The organism is Streptomyces barringtoniae, assembly GCF_020819595.1.
Classification (GTDB): domain Bacteria; phylum Actinomycetota; class Actinomycetes; order Streptomycetales; family Streptomycetaceae; genus Streptomyces; species Streptomyces barringtoniae.
The window spans coordinates 427,893-447,626 of record NZ_JAJHNP010000001.1; the positions used below are offsets into that span (position 1 = coordinate 427,893).

Annotated in this window: 17 protein-coding genes; 6 read left to right on the forward strand and 11 right to left on the reverse strand. The window is 70.6% G+C overall.

The features are described 5' to 3' along the window. Positions 1–25: 25 nt before the first annotated feature. From LMU33_RS01795 to LMU33_RS01810, 4 genes are all read left to right on the forward strand, one after another. On the forward strand, positions 26–1,309 hold the full coding sequence (locus LMU33_RS01795) for a citrate synthase (RefSeq protein WP_228616658.1): 1,284 nt from the start codon (positions 26–28) through the stop codon (positions 1,307–1,309). Between the two features lie 54 nt (positions 1,310–1,363). Further along, complete coding sequence (locus LMU33_RS01800) at positions 1,364–2,305, forward strand: ferredoxin family protein (RefSeq protein ID WP_228616660.1); 942 nt, start codon at positions 1,364–1,366, stop codon at positions 2,303–2,305. Positions 2,306–2,407: 102 nt separating this feature from the next. Next, positions 2,408–4,087 (forward strand): ATP-binding protein, encoded by a 1,680-nt coding sequence (locus tag LMU33_RS01805; protein WP_228616662.1) that lies wholly within the window; start codon positions 2,408–2,410, stop codon positions 4,085–4,087. Further along, on the forward strand, positions 4,084–4,764 hold the full coding sequence (locus LMU33_RS01810) for a response regulator (RefSeq protein WP_228616664.1): 681 nt from the start codon (positions 4,084–4,086) through the stop codon (positions 4,762–4,764). The genes LMU33_RS01805 and LMU33_RS01810 overlap by 4 nt, the downstream gene beginning before the upstream one ends. A gap of 23 nt (positions 4,765–4,787) precedes the next feature. Here the strand turns inward: LMU33_RS01810 and LMU33_RS01815 are convergent, their stop codons facing one another. The 3 genes from LMU33_RS01815 to LMU33_RS01825 all read right to left on the reverse strand — a co-directional run bounded on the left by LMU33_RS01815 (position 4,788) and on the right by LMU33_RS01825 (position 7,639). Beyond that, the gene (locus LMU33_RS01815) at positions 4,788–5,846 is read right to left on the reverse strand and encodes an ABC transporter substrate-binding protein (protein WP_228616666.1); all 1,059 of its coding nucleotides are present in this window, start codon (positions 5,844–5,846) and stop codon (positions 4,788–4,790) included. 109 nt (positions 5,847–5,955) lie between these two features. Further along, positions 5,956–6,834, reverse strand: a complete 879-nt coding sequence (locus LMU33_RS01820) for an ABC transporter permease (protein WP_228616668.1) — start codon at positions 6,832–6,834, stop codon at positions 5,956–5,958. After that, positions 6,824–7,639, reverse strand: coding sequence for an ABC transporter ATP-binding protein (locus LMU33_RS01825; protein WP_228616670.1), 816 nt, complete (start codon positions 7,637–7,639; stop codon positions 6,824–6,826). Before LMU33_RS01825 ends, LMU33_RS01820 begins: the two co-directional genes overlap by 11 nt. 157 nt (positions 7,640–7,796) lie before the next feature. On the opposite strand from LMU33_RS01825, the gene LMU33_RS01830 reads away from it, so the two are divergent. Then, a complete protein-coding gene (locus tag LMU33_RS01830; RefSeq protein WP_228616671.1) occupies positions 7,797–8,489 on the forward strand; it encodes a response regulator in 693 nt (230 codons plus the stop codon). Between the two features lie 16 nt (positions 8,490–8,505). On the opposite strand, the gene LMU33_RS01835 is transcribed toward LMU33_RS01830, so the two are convergent. From LMU33_RS01835 to LMU33_RS01860, 6 genes are all read right to left on the reverse strand, one after another. Next, positions 8,506–10,098 carry a monocarboxylic acid transporter gene (locus tag LMU33_RS01835; RefSeq protein WP_228616673.1) on the reverse strand — a complete coding sequence of 531 codons (1,593 nt, stop codon included), beginning with the start codon at positions 10,096–10,098 and terminating at the stop codon, positions 8,506–8,508. After that, entirely contained in the window at positions 10,095–10,643 is a 549-nt protein-coding gene (locus LMU33_RS01840) for a DUF485 domain-containing protein (RefSeq protein ID WP_228616675.1), read from the reverse strand. Before LMU33_RS01840 ends, LMU33_RS01835 begins: the two co-directional genes overlap by 4 nt. A gap of 69 nt (positions 10,644–10,712) precedes the next feature. After that, entirely contained in the window at positions 10,713–11,402 is a 690-nt protein-coding gene (locus LMU33_RS01845; protein WP_228616677.1) for a response regulator transcription factor, read from the reverse strand. Further along, positions 11,399–12,550: a sensor histidine kinase gene (locus tag LMU33_RS01850; protein WP_228616679.1), complete on the reverse strand. Its 1,152-nt coding sequence runs from the start codon at positions 12,548–12,550 to the stop codon at positions 11,399–11,401. The genes LMU33_RS01845 and LMU33_RS01850 overlap by 4 nt, the downstream gene beginning before the upstream one ends. Beyond that, entirely contained in the window at positions 12,547–13,068 is a 522-nt protein-coding gene (locus tag LMU33_RS01855; RefSeq protein WP_228616681.1) for a CcdC protein domain-containing protein, read from the reverse strand. Before LMU33_RS01855 ends, LMU33_RS01850 begins: the two co-directional genes overlap by 4 nt. A 1,039-nt stretch (positions 13,069–14,107) precedes the next feature. Continuing rightward, positions 14,108–16,231, reverse strand: coding sequence for a DNA gyrase/topoisomerase IV subunit B (locus LMU33_RS01860; protein ID WP_228616683.1), 2,124 nt, complete (start codon positions 16,229–16,231; stop codon positions 14,108–14,110). Positions 16,232–16,671: 440 nt separating this feature from the next. Here LMU33_RS01860 and LMU33_RS01865 point away from each other — a divergent pair, with 440 nt between their 5' ends. Next, positions 16,672–16,902, forward strand: coding sequence for a DUF7455 domain-containing protein (locus LMU33_RS01865; RefSeq protein ID WP_146463514.1), 231 nt, complete (start codon positions 16,672–16,674; stop codon positions 16,900–16,902). Between the two features lie 100 nt (positions 16,903–17,002). Here the strand turns inward: LMU33_RS01865 and LMU33_RS01870 are convergent, their stop codons facing one another. Together LMU33_RS01870 and LMU33_RS01875 are read right to left on the reverse strand one after the other, a co-directional pair. Next, positions 17,003–17,863, reverse strand: a complete 861-nt coding sequence (locus LMU33_RS01870) for a serine protease (protein ID WP_228616685.1) — start codon at positions 17,861–17,863, stop codon at positions 17,003–17,005. Positions 17,864–17,983: 120 nt separating this feature from the next. Further along, entirely contained in the window at positions 17,984–19,528 is a 1,545-nt protein-coding gene (locus LMU33_RS01875; protein WP_228616687.1) for an RNA polymerase sigma factor, read from the reverse strand. Positions 19,529–19,734 lie beyond the last annotated feature (206 nt).

A 19,734-nucleotide genomic window follows, 5' to 3' on the forward strand; every position in this document is an offset into this window, starting at 1 on the left:
TGCAGAGGCGGCTACGGTGACCCCCATGCGCGATCACGAACCCGCTCCCGGCCGTCCCGGGCGCAGGCTGACCACCAAGGAGACCGCCGAACTGCTCGGCGTGAAGCCGGAGACGGTGTACGCGTACGTGAGCCGCGGCCTGCTCAACAGCAGGCGCGAGCCCGGCGGCCGTGCCAGCACCTTCGAGGCGAAGGAGGTCGAGGCCCTCGCCCGGCGTCACCGCCGGGAGGCGGCCGGAACCCCGGGCTCCGGCGCCGACCTGTCCGTCCGGACCCGCATCACACTGATCGAGCACGACCGGTACTACTTCCGGGGCGTGGACGCCGTCGAGCTGGCGCTTCGTCACTCCTACGAGGAGATCGCGGAGTGGCTGTGGACGGGCCGGCTCACCCCGGGCGTGACCTTTTCCGCGCCCGCCCCCACCGTCGAGATCGCGCGCCGCGCGGTGAACGCGCTGTCCGAGCACGCCTCCCCCACCGACCGGCTGCGCGTGGCGGCCGTCGCCGCGGCAGCGGAGGACCCGCTGCGCTTCGACCTGTCCGAGGAGGCCGTGCTGAACACCGCGCGGATCCTCATCCCCACGCTCGTCGCCGCGCTGCCGCCGGCCCGGCGCGACCACGAGGACGACACTCCGCTCGCCCACCGGCTCTGGGCCCGGCTGACCGGCCGTCCCGCCGACGAGGCGTCCCTGCGGGTCCTGGACACCGCTCTCGCCCTGCTCGCCGACCACGATCTGGCCGCCTCCACGCTCGCCGTCCGCGTCGCCGCCTCGGCCCGCGCGCACGCCTACGCGGCCGTCTCCGCCGGGCTCGGCGTCCTGGAGGGCCCGCTGCACGGCGCCGCGAGCGGCGACGCCCACCGCATGCTCCTCGATGTGCTCGACCAGGGCACGGCGGTCCCGGTGATCGCCGGCGAACTGCGCGCAGGACGCCGGGTCCCGGGGCTCGGCCACCGTCTCTACACCGGCGAGGATCCGCGCGCGAGCGTGCTGTTCGGCCTCCTGGAGCAGGTCCCGCGCGCAGAGTCCGCCCTGCTCGCCGCCCGGGACATCGTCGCCACCACCGCCCGCCACACCCCGCTGCACGCCAACGTCGACCTCGCCCTCGCGGTGTTCACCGCGTCCAGCGGCATGCCCGCCACGGCGGGCGAGACGATCTTCGCCGTCGCCCGGACGGCGGGCTGGATCGCCCACGCCTTGGAGGAGTACGGCGAGCGCCCGCTGCGCATGCGCCCGGTGGGCCAGTACGTTGGTCCGCGGCCCCCGCAGCCACTGCCGGAACAGCTCGGTCCCGAAACCCTCCCGGAGTAGGACACAACCACGGCCGGAAGTCGCCCCAGGGAGAGTCAGGTTAGGCTCACCTCTGTGAGTAGGTGTGCGACCGTCTCCCGGAGCCTCGACGAGCCCGTTTCCGGTACGGCGGCCACGGCGACGACGTGGCTGCTGCTGGAACAGCCCGGCCCGTGGGGCGTCAAGGCGCTCACGTCGAGCCACCTGGACCCCGCTGTCGGACGGGCGCTGGAGGCGGCCGCCGGGGGAACCGGCGTACGCCTCGCGCTCATCCGGCGCCCCGGACGTCACGCCGACCCCGGCCGGCCCGCGGTCCGGCAGGTGTACGCCGCGCACACCGTGCCGGGCCGCGTATGGCTGCACAGCGCCACGACCCGCGATCCGCGCCGCCTGCTCGGCCTGGACTTCGCGGCCCTGGGAGCGGGGGACCACCGTTCCTTCGGCGCCGCGCTCGGCGGGCGTCCGCACCGCGGCGACCCGCTCGCGTTCGTGTGCACCAACGGCAAACGCGACCGCTGCTGCGCCCTCCTGGGCCGTCCCCTCGCCACCGAACTGTCCGCCTCGGGAGTACGCGGCGTCTGGGAGGTCACCCATCTGGGTGGACATCGCTTCTCGCCGACCGTGCTCGTCCTGCCGTACGGCTACGCCTACGGCCGCGCAGAGGCGCACACCATCAAGGAGGCGCTGCACGGCGCGCAGGAGGGGCGCGTGGTGGCCGAGGGGTGCCGCGGCTGCTCCGCCTGGGAACGGCCCGGTCAGGCGGCCGAGCTGGCCGTCCGGTCGGTGGCGGGCGAGGACCGGGCGGGGCTGCTGAGCGTCGTACGGACCGAGGGTGCGGCTCCGCGCTGGGAGGTCACCGTCGGGCACGCCGACGGCCGCCGCTGGCGGGTGACCGTGGCGCAGCGGGCGTCGCTGCCGCCCCGGCCGGAGAGCTGCGGCGCGGCGGTGCTCGGCACACCGGCCCGGATGGATGTCGTGGCCGTGCGCGAGCTGAGGCCGACGGCGCTGGCGAGCTGAGCGACCGCCCTGCCGCAGCGACCGCCTCCTTCAAGAACTGGTCAAGAGATCCCCACCACACCCTCTGGGGCGCGCCGGGCCACCCCACGTACCGTCGTGGCTATGAGCCCCACTCCACCCGCACGCCGTCTGCGCCTCGGTCTGCCGCGGCGGGTGTTCTCGCAGGTGCTGCTGATGCAGGTGGCGATCGCCGCGGGGGTCGCGGTGCTCGCGACCGGCCTGTTCCTGGCGCCGCTGAGCAGGCAGCTGGACCAGGAGGCGGAGCGCCGCGCCCTGGCCATCGCGCAGACGACGGCCCAGGACCCGCAGATCGCCGAGGGCGTCCTGACCACCCCGCCGACCGCGAACGGTCCGGTGCAGAAGGAGGCCGAGCGCATCCGACGGGCCACCCACGCGGAGTACATCGTGGTGATGGACCGGCGGGGCATGCGCTGGTCGCACACCACCCGCTCGGAGATCGGCGGGCACGTCTCCACCGACCCCAGGCCGGCCCTGGCCGGTCATGAGGTCATGGAGATCGACAACGGCACCCTGGGCCGCTCCGCGCGCGGCAAGGTGCCGCTGTACGACGCGCACGACCGCATCATCGGGGCGGTCTCGGTCGGTATCGCCTACGACAGCGTGCGGGCGCGGCTGATCAGCGCGATCCCGGGTCTGTTCGCGTACGCCGGGGGCGCTCTCGCGGTGGGCGCGCTGGCCGCCTGGCTGATCTCCCGGCGGGTCCAGCGGCAGACCCGGGACCTGGCCTTCTCCGACATCTCGGCGCTGCTCGCGGAGCGCGAGGCGATGCTGCACGGCATCCGTGAGGGCGTGGTCGCGCTCGACCGCGGCGGTCGTATCCGCCTGCTCAACGACGAGGCGCGGCGGCTGCTCGGCATCGGCGACGAGGCGGTCGGGCAGACCCCGGACGACGCGCTCGGCGCGGGCCGTACGACGGACGTCCTGGCCGGCCGGGTGACCGGCACCGATCTGCTCACCGTGCGCGGCCAGCGCGTGCTGGTCGCCAACCGTATGCCCACCGACGACGGCGGCGCCGTCGCGACCCTGCGCGACCGCACCGAACTGGAGCAGCTGGGGCGCGAACTCGACTCCACGCGCGGGCTGATCGACGCCCTGCGCGCCCAGGACCACGAGCACGCCAACCGCATGCACACCCTGCTCGGCCTGCTGGAGCTGGACATGTACGACGACGCCGTGGAGTTCGTCGGCGAGGTGGTCGGCGACCACCGGGTCACCGCCGAGCAGGTCACCGAGAAGATCCAGGATCCCCTGCTCGCGGCGCTGCTGGTCGGCAAGGCGACCGTGGCGGCCGAGCGGGGCGTCGCGCTGTGGGTGTCGGAGCACACCCGGCTGCCCGACCGGCTGATCGATCCGCGGGGTCTGGTCACGGTCGTGGGCAACCTGGTGGACAACGCCGTCGACGCGGTGGCCGGCACGCTGCACGCGCGCGTGGAGGTCGAGTTGCGCACGGAGGCCCGTACGGTCGTCCTCAGGGTGCGCGACACGGGCCCCGGAATCCCGGCCGATCAGCGGGAGCTGGTCTTCACGGAGGGCTGGTCCACCAAGAAGCCGCCCGCGCACGGCAAACGGGGCCTCGGGCTCTCGCTGGTGCGCCGGCTCGCCGAACGGCAGGGCGGCAGCGCGACGGTGGACGCGGCGGACGGCGGCGGCGCGGAGTTCACCGTGGTCCTGCCGGAGGCGCTGACCGAGCCGGAGCTGGAGCCCGCGGTGCGCGAGAAGTCCCTCGAGCCCGCTGCCGTCGCCGAGGAGGAGGCCCGATGATCGAGGTCCTGGTCGTGGACGACGACGCGCGCGTCGCCCGGGTCAACGCCGCGTACGTGGCGAAGGTGCCGGGATTCCACGTGGCCGGCGAGGCGCACAGCGCCGCCGAGGCGCTGCGGCAGGTGGAGACGCTGCCGCGGCTGGACCTGGTCCTCATGGACCACTACCTGCCCGACGACACCGGTCTCGCGGTCGTCCGGGAGATGCGCCGGCGCGGCCACCAGGCCGACGTGATCATGGTGACGGCGGCGCGGGACGTGTCGACCGTCCAGGCCGCGATGCGGCAGGGGGCGCTGCAGTACCTGGTGAAACCGTTCGCCTTCGCCGGACTGCGCGCCAAGCTGGAGGCGTACGCGCAGCTGCGGCGCACGCTGGACGGCGGCGGCGAGGCCGAACAGGCGCAGGTGGACCGCATCTTCGGCGCCCTGTCCGCGCCGTCGGAGCCCGGGCTGCCCAAGGGGCACTCCCCCACGACGGCCGAGCTGGTGCGCCAGGCGCTGATGAACGCCGAGGGTCCGCTGTCCGCCCAGGAGATCGCCGAGCGGACGGGGGTGAGCCGGCAGACGGCCCAGCGGTATCTGAAGCTCCTGGAGCGCACGGGACGGGCGCTGCTGACCCTCAAGTACGGCGACGCGGGCCGCCCGGAACACCGTTACGTGTGGGCGACCCGCGGCTGAGCGGAGTCTGTGATCAACAGGGTCTACTTGGCGGCGTCGACGAACTCGGTCGTGTACGTCTTGCCCAAGTCGACCTTGGCGTTCTTGATGTTGGGGTTGAACGACTTGAGGACCTTCTCAACGGTCTCCGGACCACCCTGGGGCATCACACCGTCGTCGGTGAACATCGGCAGGGTGCTCTTGACTGCCTGCGTGTAGAGCGCCTTGTCGCCCTGGGAGTAGTCGGCCGGCATCTTTGCGGCGATCTCGTCGGCGTTGTGGGTGGACATCCACTTGAGCGTCTTGACGAATGCGTTGACCAACTTCTGGACGGTGTCCTTGTGTCCGTTCACCCAGTCCGTCTGCATGTACAGACTTGACGACGGGTACGGCCCGCCGAGCGCCTTCTGCGAGCCCTCGGGGGTGCGCATGTCGATGAGGACCTTGCCGGCCTTCTTGTCCAGGATCGTGGCGACGGTCGGGTCGGTGGTCATACCGCCGTCGATCGCCCCCTTCTGGAGGGCCGCGATGAAGGTCGGTCCGGCGCCTACGGCGACGGGCGTGAACTCGCTGACGTTCACGCCGTTCTTGACCGCGAGGTACTTGGTGAGGAAGTCGGTGGAGGAACCGAGCCCGGTCACGCCCAGCTTCCGGCCCTTGAAGTCCTTGGGCGACGTGAGGTCGCCGGCCGCCTTGTCGGAGACCACCTCGACCTCGCCCGGCGCACGCGAGAACTGCACGACCGACTCCACCGACTTGCCCTTGGTCTGCAGGTCGAGGGTGTGGTCGTAGAAGCCGACCGCGCCCTGTACCTGGCCGGAGACGAGCGCGGTCTCGGCCTGGACACCGGCGGGCTCGCTGAGGAGTTGGACGTTCAAACCCTCCGCCTGGAAGTAGCCGAGGCGCTGGGTGAGCATCGCGGGCAGGTAGATGACCTTGTCCAGGCCGCCGACCATGATCTTGACGCTCTCGCCCTTCCCGCCGCCGGAGTCGCTTCCGGTGTCGGCCGTGGAACTGGCCGCGTCGTTGGCGCAGGCGGTGAGGGAGGAGAGCGCGAGCAGGCCGGCGGCGGCCAGGGAGGCGTATCTGGCGGTCTTGCGCATGCGGTTCACGTCCTTGTGAGAGGGCGGTACGGGGAACGCGTGGGGGGCTGGTCCGGGAAGGCCCGGAGGCGGCCCGGACAGGGGCCGGGATGGACCGGTGAGCGGCCGGTCAGCTGTCGGAACCGGCGGGCTTCCAGCGGAAGATGCGGCGCTCGGCGACGGTCAGCAGCCCCTCGGCGGCGAGGGCGACGACGGCGAGGATGACCATCGCGGCGTAGACGCCGGCCGCGTTGAAGGTGTTCTGCGACTGCGAGACCAGCAGGCCGATGCCCTTGGTCGCGCCGATGTACTCGCCGACGATGGCGCCGATGAGCGCGAAGCCGAAGCTGACGTGGAGGCTGGTGAAGATCCAGGAGGTGGCCGAAGGGATGACCACCTGGAGCGTCACCCGGCGGTCGCTGGCGCCCAGGATGCGGGCGTTGGCCACCAGATTGCGGTCCACCTCACGGGCGCCCTGGAAGGCGTTGAAGAACACCGGGAAGAAGACCAGGACGACGGCGGAGGCGACCTTCGAGGACGGCCCGAGCCCGAACCAGATCAGGAAGATCGGTGCCAGGACGATCCTGGGGATCGAGTTGAGCACCTTGATGTATGGACCAAGGACCTCGGCGAGCAATCTGATCCGTCCGAGTGCGATACCGAGGAGCACACCGCCGGCCACACCGAGGACCCAGCCGAGCAGAGCCTCGTAGAGCGTGTACCAGATCTGTTCGCCGAGGGAGCCGAGCGCCGTCCCGTGCATCACCCAGGTCCAGATCTGGTCCCAGATCTTCGAGGGCATCGAGAAGTTGAACGGATCGATGACCTTCGCCCGGGACAGTCCCTCCCACAGCCCGAGGACGGCCACCAGCAGCAGCACGCGTATGGCGGCGACGAGGGCCTTGCGGCGGCGGGCTGCCTGGGCGCGGGTCTGCGCACGGTTCGTCTTGTCGGCGGGCTCCGTCATGGTCAGGGCGACCTGGGCCTCGGGCATGACGTCAGGCGACATGGGCGGCACCCCTTTCACGGGTGATGCGGACCTCTTCGCCGAGGGACTCCCAGATCTCGCGGTAGATCTCGATGAACCGCGGCTCCAGGCGCACCGACTCGACCTTGCGCGGCCGCGGCAGGTCGATCTCGAAGACCTGCTTCACGGTCGCGGGTCCTGCGGTCATCACGACGACCTTGTCGGCGAGCGCGATGGACTCCTCCAGGTCGTGGGTGACGAAGACGACGGAGGCGCCCGTGCCCTCCCACAGCTCCAGCAGCTCGTCCGACATCAGTGCCCGGGTCTGCACGTCCAGCGCCGAGAACGGCTCGTCCATCAGCAGGATCTCGGGATCGTTGACGAACGTGGCGGCGAGCGCGACGCGCTTGCGCTGACCGCCGGAGAGCTGATGCGGGTAACGGTCCTCGAAGGCGGCGAGGCCGACGCGGGCCAGCCACTCCCGGGCCTTCTCCTTGGCCTCGGCCTTCGGTAGGCCCCGGAAGCGGGGGCCCGCCATGACGTTGGACAGGACCGTGCGCCAGGGGAAGGTGGCGTCCTGCTGGAAGACGAAACCGACCTTGTCGCCGACGCCGTCGACCGGCTCGCCGGCCACCAGCACCTCGCCCTCGGTGGGCTCCTCCAGGCCGCTGACCAGCGTCAGCGTGGTGGACTTGCCGCAGCCGGTCGGGCCCACGACGGCCACGAACTCACCGCGTTCGACGGTGAGGTCCAGACCGCGGACGGCCGTGTGCCGTCCTCCTGACGGGGTTCTGAAGGTCTTGGTCGCGCCCCGCAGCTCGATGGCGGGGCTGGTGTCTGCGCTCATGGCCGGGACGGTAGGTGTGGCCCCGGCCACAACAGGAGTCTTGTGAGCACAAGCCGTTCTTTTGCTCGCAGGAGCCTGTTGTGCTCTTTTTGCTCGCGCTACAACTGCGGAGCCGAAACACGGGCTTAACGCTCGTCGGCCTTGGAGGAGAGGCCTGATGATTGACGTCCTGGTCGTGGACGACGACTTCCGCGTCGCTGAGATAAACGCCAAGTACGTGGGAAAGGTTCCAGGCTTCCGGGTGACCGCCCGCGCACACAGCGCCGCCCAGGCGCTGGCCGCCGTCGAACGCGGCACCATCGACCTGGTCCTGCTCGACCACTACCTGCCGGACCAGACAGGTCTCGATCTCGTGCACCGCATGCGGGAGCAGGGCCACGGCACGGACGTCATCATGATCACCGCGGCCAGCGATGTGACGACCGTGCAGCAGGCGATGCGCCTGGGTGCCCTGCACTACCTGGTCAAGCCCTTCACCTTCGCCGCCCTGCGGGCCCGCCTCGACTCCTACGCCGCGCTGCGCCGCACGGTGGACCGGGTCGGCGGCCACGGCCTGACCGGGCAGGAGCAGGTCGACCGGATCTTCGGGGCGCTGCGGACGTCTCCCGCGCCGTCCGCGCCCGGCCTGCCGAGCGGCCACTCGGAGCCCACGACCGATCTCATCTGCGGCGTCCTGCACCGCGCCGACCAGCCGCTGTCCGCCCACGAGGTGGCCGCCAGGACCGGCCTGAGCCGCTCCACGGCCCAGCGCTATCTCCGCCATCTGGAACAGGCCGGCAGGCTCCGGCTCTCCCTGAAGTACGGCGACACCGGCCGGCCGGAGCACCGGTACGCCTGGGTGGCGCCGTAGCGATCGGTCCGGCGCGCTACACGGCGCCGGCGCCCGTCAGTGACCGGACCTCCGTCTCGGCGTACCCGGCCTCGTCGGCGACCTCGTCGGAGGTGATCGTGCCGAGCCAGCCGGCGAGGAAGCCGAGCGGAATGGAGACGATGCCCGGGTTCTGCAGCGGGAAGTACTGGAAGTCGACGTCCGGGAACAGCGATGTGGGGCTGCCGGACACCACGGGGGAGAGCAGCACCAGCCCGAGCGCCGGGATCAGCCCGCCGTACACGGCCCAGACCGCGCCGCGGGTGGTGAAGCCGCGCCAGAACAGCGAGTACAACAGCACCGGGAGGTTCGCCGACGCGGCGACGGCGAAGGCCAGTCCGACGAGGAAGGCGACGTTGAGGTCACGGGCCAGCAGACCGAGGGCGATCGCCACGACCCCGATACCGACCGCCGCCCAGCGCGCCACCGCCACCTCGCTGAGTGCCGTGCCGCGCGAGCGCCGCAGCGACGCGTACAGGTCGTGCGCCACCGACGCCGACGAGGCGAGCGTGATGCCGGCGACCACCGCGAGGATGGTGGCGAAGGCGACGGCAGCGACGACCGCGAACAGGACCGTGCCACCGGTGGAGCCGACGCCACCGCCCAGGTCGAGGGCGAGCAGCGGCACCGCGGTGTTCCCGGCCGCGTTCGACCCGCGCACCGCGTCCGTCCCCACCACCGCGGCTGCCCCGAAGCCGAGGACGATCGTCATCAGGTAGAAGCCGCCGATCAGCCCGATGGACCACACCGCGGAACGGCGGGCGGCCCGCGCGGTGGGCACGGTGTAGAAGCGGGACAGGATGTGCGGCAGGCCTCCCGTGCCCAGCACGAGGGCGATTCCCAGGCTGATGAAGTCCAGGCGGGCGGTCCAGTTCCCGCCGTACTTCAGGCCCGGGGCCAGGAACGCCCGTCCGTGACCGCTGCGGTCCGCGGCCGTGAGCAGCAGGCGGTCGACATCGCCGTGGAAGCGCAGCAGGACGAGAACGGTCAGCGCGATGGTGCCGCTGAGCAGCAGCACCGCCTTCACGATCTGGATCCAGGTGGTGGCCCGCATCCCTCCCAACGACACATAGATCACCATGAGCGCGCCGACCCCGACGACCGCCCAGGCCTGCGCTGCTCCGCTCGTCCGCCCCAGCAGCAGCGCCACCAGGCTGCCCGCGCCGACCATTTGTGCCACCAGATACAGAACGGACACCGTGACCGAGGACGTTCCCGCCGCGATCCGCACCGGCCGCTCGCTCATCCGCGCGGCCACCACGTCGGCCAAGGTGAACCGCCCGCAGTTGCGCACCAGTTCGGCCACCAGGAACAGCACGACCAGCCAGGCCACCAGGAACCCCACGACATACAGCATCCCGTCGTACCCGTACAGCGCGATGAGCCCCGTGACCCCGAGGAAAGAGGCGGCCGACATGTAGTCACCCGCGATGGCAAAACCATTCTCCATCGGAGAGAACAGCCGCCCTCCCGCGTAGAACTCCTCCGCCGAACCATGCCGGCGACGACTCACCCACGTCGTGATCCCGAGGGTGACGGCCACGAAACCGCTGAACATCAGCAGCGCCAGCGTCTGATGCTCACCGGTCACGAGGCATCTCCCCGCACTTCGCGGGTCAGTTCCTGGGTGTCCCAGCGCAACTCCAGCGCCGCCCGGTCCCGGCGCAGCCGCGCATGCCGGGCGTAGGCCCAGGTCAGCAGGAACGTGGTGAGGAACTGTCCCAGCCCGGCCAGCATGGCCACGTTCACCGCGCCCGCCACGGGCCGGGCCATGAGCCCCGGCGCGGCCGTGGCCGTGACGACATAGCCCACGTACCAGGCGAGGAAGGCGGCAACTCCCGGCACGACGAACCGCCGATACCTGGCGCGCACCTCCTGGAACGCCGCGCTGCGCTGCACCTCAACGTACACATCGCGTGCGCGAACCGCCGCTGCGCTCAGCTCCCCACGAGCGGGGGGCACCCCCGGCGCCGGCGCACCGGTGCCGTCCAGCTCGCCCCAGCCGGAGGCCAGAGCGTCGTACCAAGGGTCTTCGTACGGCACGTCGCGGGAGGGCGCGCCGTGGTCCTGCTGGTTCTCGGCCGAACTGTCGGGACCGTCCCCGGCTCCACGGGCACGACCGTTGCTTGACTGCATGCCCAAGGATGGACAGATCGGGAAGATCCCTGACTCTTCTTCCTCCGGCTCTTCACCCCATCAGGTGATTCACTGGGTGGGCGGCCGCACCAGCCCTTTGCTGTAGGCGTAACGCACCGCCTGCGCGCGGTCCTTGAGGCCCGTTTTGGCGAAGAGGTTGTTGATGTGTGTCTTCACGGTCGCGGTCGACACATGCAACTTGCGGGCGATCTCCTGGTTGCTGAGCCCTTCGGCGATCAGCAGCAGTACCTCGGTCTCCCGCGCCGTCAGTCCGTCGGGCGGCGCCTCGACGGTCGCCGACGGGCCGGGCTCGGGCTGTGACAGCCGCTCCAGCAACCGGCGTTGGACACTCGGCGACAGACCTGCATCCCCCGACAGCACGCTCTCCACGGCACGCACGATCTCGTCACCGCCCGCGTCCTTGGTCAGATACCCCCGGGCGCCGGCACGCAGCGCGGGGAACAGCGATTCGTCGTCCGCGTACGTGGTGAGCACCACGACCTGGGTCCCCGGGTACTGCGCCCGGATCCGCCGGGTGGCCTCCACACCGTCGCATCGGGGCATCCTGAGGTCCATCAGGACGACGTCCGGGGCCAGTTCCCCGACGAGCCGCACCGCCTCCTCGCCGTCTCCCGCGGCACCCACGACCTCCACGCCGGGCAGCAGCCCGAGCAGCATCACGATGCCCTCCCGGACCACGGTCTGGTCGTCGGCGACCACCACCCGTGCGGGCTTCTTCTCCCCCTCCGTCTCCGTCATACAGGCACCTTCAGCGTCACCGCGAACCCCTCCTCGTCCGGCCGCGCGTCCAGTGAGCCGCCCAGCAGCTCGGCCCGCTCACGCATCCCCAGCAGACCGTACCCGCCTCCGGATCCCGTGAGCTCGCCCGGCCGTCCGCCCGAGTCCCGTACGTCCAGCGTCACTTCGTGCTCGCTGTAGTCGAGTCGCAGGTGCACCTTGGCGCCCTGCGCGTGCTTGCGGACGTTGGTCAGCGCCTCCTGGGCGACCCTGCGCACGGCCTGGGAGGCCTCGGCCGACAGGGGTCTGCGCTCACCCGTCACGGTGACCTCGGCGCCGTCGGCCCCGCTGACGAGCTCGCCCAGGAAATCCTCCAGCGGTGTCAGCTCCCCCCGCAGCGCGGACAGGGCCTGCCGGGTCTCGGCGAGTCCGTCGCGCGCCATGCCCCGGGCGGCCACCACCCGCTCCAGGATGCGTTCACGGTCCGCGCCGTTCTCGATCAGCAGCCGGGCCGCCTCCAGGTGCACCAGCTGAGCCGAGAGGCTGTGGGCCAGCACGTCGTGGATCTCCCGTGCGATGCGGGCTCGCTCGGCCAGCGCCGCGGACTCCGCCTCGGCCGCCCGGGCAGCGCGCTCCTGGGCAAGCAGTTGCTGCGCATGGCCGCGGGCTTCGGCGTCCAGCCGCAGGACGTATCCGGCGAGGGCCATACCAGCGACCGAGGCGGCCGTGGTCAGCCACACGTCGTTGTTGAATGCGGCGTACGCGGCCAGGCCCACCGAGGTCACCGGAGCCGCGGCCGCGAGCGGCAGCCGCTCCAGGGCGCCGATCCCACAGCCGCACCAGATAACGAGGGCCGGCCCTCTGAACCCGGTGGCCTCAGCCATGACCGCGATGCCCATGATCGCGCCCATCAGCGCCAGGGAGGGCACCAGTCGGTGCTGGTAGGTGGTCCTGAAGAAGGCCCAGGCCAGGAGAGCGGTGGCGAGGACCCCGGCCATCGCGGCGAGTCCGCCCCAGGGGCCGATGTGCCTCTGGTTGTACGCGCCCCACAGGAGCATGCCGATCACCAGGATCCTGACGGACCAGGCGATCAGGCGCCGGGGCCTGGAGGTTCCCTGGCGGCCGAGCGCCTCCCGCGACGGCCAGCGTGTCCAGGCGTTCTCCTTCACGCGCGCTCCCTCCCGACCGACCGCATGCCGTCACCGTACGCCGGAGCGGGGTGGTTCGCGGTGCCGAGGGACTGCGCCCGCCAGACCAGGATTCCGCCGCGGACCAGCAGGGTGGCGGCGAGAGCGCACATCAGGGCGGAGCTGTCCTGGTGCAGGCCGAGTGCGGCACCGACGGCGTAGACACCGATGCGGAGGGCTATGCCCACGATCCATACCGCAACGCTCGCCTTGGTGCTCTTGGTCCACACGACGCCGTCCGGCTCCGTCCAGATGCGGGTCGTCCAGGCCCAGCCGGCGCCGGTGGCCACACCGATGACCAGCTCCACCGCGAGCACCACGGCGGATTCCACACGGTGGTGGGCGTCGAGGATGCCGGGTTCGCGCAGCGCGACGACGGCGAGGACCGCGGGGATCAGCCACCAGCGCCGGTCGGTGTTGATCGCGCGGGCGCGGAACTGCCGCACGATCACTATGGCGGCGACGGCCACGATCACCAGCGCGTTGACGAGCCCGGACATCAAAGCCTCCGTGAGCGAGAGGGGGGTGCCGGGAGCGGGTGCTGCCGACACCTACGAAGCTACGGAAAAGCGCAGGTCGGGAGATCGGAGCCGGGGTGGATCAAGGGTGGAAACCCTGAGCGGCTCGTCTCCACCCACGGGTGTAGATCCGGCGGGTGCGCCTACCGGTCCGGGGTAGTGACGGGGGTCGGTCAGGGCAGATTGGGCCAGGTTTCCGGCGACCGACCGTGAGCGGCGCGGGCCTCCGGGCGGCAGTGCCCCATGGCCGACAGGGCCGGTGACGGGGTGCACACGAGGCCCGGCACCACCGCCGCCGTCCGGTATCCGCCGAAACGCCGGGACCTCCAGCTGCTCACAACGGCAGGGCCTGGAATGGGAGGGAGCTGACGGCAGCGCCCACAAACACCCGCGAGCCCCACGCCAGCCGCGCCGGACCAGGCCTTGTCCGGGGAGACGACGTAGCCGGAGTGCGCCACGGTCCCGGGCAGTGTGCTCGTCGGGGAGCGAGCAGGCCGACCAAGGCCGTCGTCGGCTGGGCGGAATTCTGCCAGCTGCGCGGGAAACGCGGTGGTGGGCGTGGCGTGCGGTGCCCGCTGTCGGCTGCGAGGCCGGCACCGGCGCTGTCGTCGCGGTCGTAGGCGTCCTCACCGCAGTCGAAGGTGCGGTCTGCCGTGTCCAGGCCAGGGCCCACCGGCCGCCGCACCCGACCGGCGAAGGGACACCACTCGACGACCGGCGCAAGGCTCATCAGCCGACCTCGGAAGACCACCCGGCCACCGGCCCGGACCCCCGGTGGACGCAGAGGACCACCCGGCCACCGGCCCAGCCCCTCCAGCCAACCGCAGAAGACCACCAGACCACCGGGCGCAAGGCGACCCCACCGGCCCCCCGAAGACCATCCGCCCAACCGAAAGGAACCACCCGGCCGGCGGAGGAAGACCACCGTCTCCCTCCGCCGGCCACGCATCCCGTCGACGGCCCCGACCAACCAGGTCGGCCAACCCGGGCGAACCCCCTCGGCCGAAGCCCGGCGCAGCCGCTACGCGTCGATGCGCGACCGGTCCAGCGTCGCCGCCGAGCTGGAGATGAACTCCTTGCGCGGCGCCACGTCGTTGCCCATCAGCAGGTCGAAGACCTGTTCGGCGGCCTCCAGGTCGGACAGGTTGATCCTGCGCAGCGTGCGGTGACGGGGGTCCATCGTGGTCTCGGCCAACTGGTCGGCGTCCATCTCGCCCAGACCCTTGTAGCGCTGGATGGAGTCCTTGTACCGGATGCCCTTGCTCTGGAACTCCATGAGCTTGTCCCGCAGCTCGCGGTCGGAGTACGTGTAGACGTACTTGTCCTGGCCCTTCTTCGGCTGGACGACCTCGATGCGGTGCAGCGGCGGCACCGCGGCGAAGACCCGGCCGGCCTCGACCATAGGCCGCATGTAGCGCTGGAACAGCGTGAGCAGCAGGCAGCGGATGTGGGAGCCGTCCACATCGGCGTCGGTCATCATGATGATCTTGCCGTAGCGGGCCTGGTCGATGTCGAAGGTGCGGCCCGAGCCGGCTCCTATGACCTGGATGATCGCGCCGCACTCGGCGTTCTTGAGCATGTCGGTCACCGACGAACGCTGCACGTTGAGGATCTTGCCGCGGATCGGCAGCAGGGCCTGGAACTCGGAGTTCCGCGCCAGCTTGGCCGTACCGAGCGCGGAGTCGCCCTCGACGATGAACAGCTCGCTGCGGTCGACGTCGTCGCTGCGGCAGTCGGCGAGCTTCGCCGGCAGGGACGAGGACTCCAGGGCGGTCTTCCGGCGCTGGGCGTCCTTGTGCTGGCGAGCCGCGACGCGCGTGCGGGCGGCGGCCACCACCTTTTCCATGACGACGCGGGCCTGCGCGGCGGCGTCCCGCTTCGTGCTGGTCAGGAACGCCTTCAGCTCCTTGGTGACCACGTTGTTCACGATGCGGCGAGCCGCCGACGTGCCCAGGACCTCCTTGGTCTGGCCCTCGAACTGCGGCTCGGCCAGGCGCACGGTCACGACGGCGGTGAGGCCCTCGAGGGCGTCGTCCTTGACGATGTTGTCCTCGGCCACCCGCAGCAGCTTCTTGGCGCGCAGCACATCGTTGAACACGCCTGTCACGGACTGTTCGAAGCCCGAGACATGGGTGCCGCCCTTGGGGGTGGCGATGATGTTGACGAACGACCGGACGGTCGTGTCGTAGCCCGTACCCCAGCGCATCGCGATGTCCACGCCCAGTTCACGGGTGACCTCGGTGGGGGTCATCTGGCCGTGCTCGTCGAGGACGGGGACGGTCTCCTTGAAGATGCCCTTGCCCGAGAAGCGGAGGACGTCGCAGACCGGCTTGTCGCCCGCCAGGTACTCGCAGAACTCGCTGATGCCGCCGTCGAAGCGGAAGGATTCCTCGCCCTTGCTGCCGCCGTCGCCCAGGCCGAACTCGTCGCGGACGACGATCGTCAGGCCCGGCACCAGGAAGGCGGTCTGCCGAGCGCGCTGGTGGAGGTTCTCCAGGGAGAGCTTGGCGTCCTTGAGGAAGATCTGGCGGTCGGCCCAGTAGCGCACGCGCGTGCCGGTACGGGTCCTGGGGACCTTCTTGGTCTTGCGCAGACCGCTCTTGGCCTCGAACTTGGCGTCGGCACCGTCGGCCGCGAAGGCACCGGGCACGCCGCGCCGGAAGCTGATGGCGTGCGTGTGGCCGCCGCGGTCCACCTCGACGTCGAGACGGGCGGAGAGGGCGTTGACCACGGACGCGCCTACGCCGTGCAGACCGCCGGAGGCGGCGTACGAGCCGCCGCCGAACTTGCCACCGGCGTGGAGCTTGGTCATGACGACCTCGACGCCGGACAGGCCGGTCCTGGGCTCCACGTCGACGGGGATGCCGCGGCCGTTGTCGCGCACTTCCACGGAGCCGTCGTCGTGGAGGATCACCTCGATGCGGTCGCAGACGCCCGCGAGGGCCTCGTCCACGGAGTTGTCGATGATCTCCCACAGGCAGTGCATCAGACCGCGGCTGTCGGTCGAGCCGATGTACATGCCCGGGCGCTTGCGCACGGCCTCGAGGCCCTCGAGGACGAGCAGGTGCCGCGCGGTGTAGTTGGAACCGTCCCGGTCTGCTCCTGCCAGCAGCGCTGTGGACGGCACGGACGTGTCGGCGGTCACGCGGTTCGCTCCTCGCTGAATTTCAGTTGACCCCCTACTGGGTAAGGGGGCGGCTTCGGTTGCCGCTCAGAGGGTACCGAGGCCTGGTAGAGCCGGTGTAACGCCACCCTCGTCGAGAACTCAGACTAGTCCAGACTCGCATGCATGTTCGATCCCTCGATGGAGTGAAGTACATATCACGTTCCATTGGAGGCATGAACCATTTAGGCTCCGGGCACGTCCTCATGAACAACAGGCAACCCGGCCTGGAGGACCGAGATACAACACCGCGCGAAACCGTAAGCACCACGAGAGACGCACTACGGCACATTCGCCGCCAACCGGCAGCAGACAGCCGCCCCGGAAGATTTTTTCGAGGAAAAGCCACGAGCGGGAACGTTTACGGGCTGGTTGGATGTTGACCCTGGTACGACAGCTCGTCGAGCTAGAGAAGAGGCGACGTGACTACTGTTCTGACCCCCGCGAGCCCGTTGACGGCCGCCGATCGCTGCGACCGCTGCGGCGCCCAGGCATACCTGCGCGTCGTCCTGCTCAGCGGCGGAGAACTGCTCTTCTGCGCCCACCACGGTCGCAAGTTCGAGCCGGAACTCAAGAAGATCGCCGCTGAGATACAGGACGAGACGGAGCGGCTCACCTCCGCTCCGAACACCGCTTCCGAAGAAGAGCGCTGAATCTCGCACACACGACGAGCCAGCCCCGGTACAGGCCGGTGAACGGGCGGCCGCTCCTTCCCAGGAGTGGCCGCCCGTGCTCATGTCCCGTGCCGGCGCCTCAGGAGTGCCCATGGGCCCCTTTCAGGCCCCCTGAGGCTCCTTCCAGGGTTCTGACGGCCTCGGAGACGCGTGTGTACACGCCGGGACTTCCACGCCTGCCGCAGCCGCTCCCCCACGACACGAGCCCGATCAGCCGCCCGCCCGCCACCAGCGGGCCGCCGCTGTCTCCCTGGCAGGCGTCCGGACCGCCGGCGGCCTCTCCGGCGCACAGCATGCTGCCGGCCCGGTAGGTGCCGTCTGGACCGCTCGGATAGGCGCGGGCGCAGAGGTCGTCCGGCAGCACGCGCACGTGTGCGGCGTACAGCCTGTGCGCATAGGCGCCCTTGCCCGTCGTGTCACCCCATCCGGAGACCAAGGCCTGCGTTCCCGCCTTGTAGGCCGGATCGCCCGCGCCCGCCATGCCAATGACCGCGCTCTGCGGCAGCGGTTTGGCGAGAGTGAGTACGGCGAAGTCACCGGCGTTGGTCGCGCTGTCGTACCCGGGATTGATCCGGGCGTCGCGTACGGCGATCTCCTGGCCCTCTCCCGACAGCAGATCGGTGCGTCCCGCGATCACCCGGAAGTCGGGCACGCGGTTCGGGGGCGCCCCGAGGACGTCCTCGCTCAGGCAGTGGGCCGCGGTGAGTACCGCCGTCGGTGCGATCGCGACCCCGCCGCAGAACTGGCCCGCCCGCGTACCTCCGAACCGGTCACGGCTGGACAGCGCGACCGTCCACGGGGCCTGGGAGACGTCTATCGGAAAGCCCCCGACCACCACGCTGTCGGCGGCCACGGGAGCCGCGCTCACCAGCGGTATGGCGGTCATGGCGGCGGCCAGGGCCAGCGGCCCGATCAGTGCCCGCCCAAAGGAACGGCGCATACAGACTCCTCACTCTCGGTGTTACCGGGACACCCAGAGTGATCCACTGCGCCGTGGCGCGCAGCACGAAGGCCCGGCTCCCGCGAGGGGGCCGGGCCTTCGCCGCCGTACAACCGCGACCTAGTCGAGGTAGTCGCGCAGCACCTGGGAACGCGACGGGTGGCGCAGCTTCGACATGGTCTTGGACTCGATCTGGCGGATGCGCTCACGCGTCACGCCGTACACCTTGCCGATCTCGTCGAGGGTCTTCGGCTGACCGTCGGTGAGACCGAACCGCATGGAGACGACGCCGGCCTCGCGCTCGGACAGGGTGTCCAGAACGGAGTGCAGCTGCTCCTGCAGGAGCGTGAAGCTGACGGCGTCGGCGGGGACGACGGCCTCGGAGTCCTCGATGAGGTCACCGAACTCGCTGTCACCGTCCTCACCCAGCGGGGTGTGCAGGGAGATCGGCTCGCGGCCGTACTTCTGGACCTCGATGACCTTCTCCGGGGTCATGTCGAGCTCCTTGGCCAGCTCCTCCGGGGTGGGCTCGCGGCCCAGGTCCTGGAGCATCTGGCGCTGCACGCGCGCGAGCTTGTTGATGACCTCGACCATGTGCACCGGGATACGGATGGTGCGAGCCTGGTCGGCCATGGCGCGGGTGATGGCCTGACGGATCCACCAGGTGGCGTACGTGGAGAACTTGTAGCCCTTGGTGTAGTCGAACTTCTCGACCGCGCGGATCAGACCGAGGTTGCCCTCCTGGATGAGGTCCAGGAAGAGCATGCCGCGGCCGGTGTAGCGCTTGGCCAGGGAGACCACCAGGCGGAGGTTGGCCTCCAGGAGGTGGTTCTTGGCGCGGCGGCCGTCCTCGGCGATGATCTCCAGCTCGCGCTTGAGCTTCGGCGCCAGCTTGTCGGCGTTGGCCAGCTTGTCCTCGGCGAACAGACCCGCCTCGATGCGCTTGGCCAGCTCGACCTCCTGCTCGGCGTTGAGCAGGGGGACCTTGCCGATCTGCTTCAGGTAGTCCTTGACCGGGTCGGCAGTGGCGCCGGCCGCGGCGACCTGCTGCGCGGGCGCGTCGTCCTCGTCCTCGTCCGACAGGACGAAGCCCGCGCTCTCGGCGCCTTCCGGCTCTTCGGCGACCTTGGTGTCCTCGAGAACCTCGTCCTCGAGGAGCTCGGCCTCGTCCTTCTTGGCCGTGGTCTTCTTGGCGGCCGTCTTCTTGGCGACGGTCTTCTTGGCGGCCGTCTTCTTGGCGACGGTCTTCTTGGCCGCGGCCTTCTTGGCGGGTGCGGCTTCCTCGGCGGAATCGGCTGCGGCCGGAGCGACGGGCGCCACGGGGGCGGCCGTGGTGGCGGTGGCCTTCCTCGTCGTCGTCACCGTCTTCGCCGCGACCGTCTTGGTGGCGGTGCGCTTCGCCGGGCTCTTCGCTGCGACGCTCTTGCGGGTGCGCTTGGGCTCTGCGGCACTGACCATCAGCGTCACACCCTCTTCCTCAAGAATCTGGTTGAGGCTGCGCAGTACGTTCTTCCACTGAGTGGCCGGAATCTGGTCAGCTTCGAAGGCCCGACGCACATCGTCGCCGGCGATCTGCCCCTCAGCCTTTCCCCGCTCAATGAGCGCCATGACAGAGACGGACTCGGCGATCTCCGGCGGGAGCGTACGGGATGTGCTGGCCGACACGAACAACCTCTCGGAACGTTGGAAAACGGCTTCCGGCACCGTCCACTTCGGACAGGAGCCGACCACCGGCCTGGGGATGGGCCGACGGCGCGGGCGGGGGCCGGGAAGGTGCACAGCGCCTGTGATGGCGTCCGTATTCCCTCCGCGGCTGTCACCTCTTAGGTCATCGCGCTGTTCCCACAAGCGTTACGCCCAATCTGCGTGGC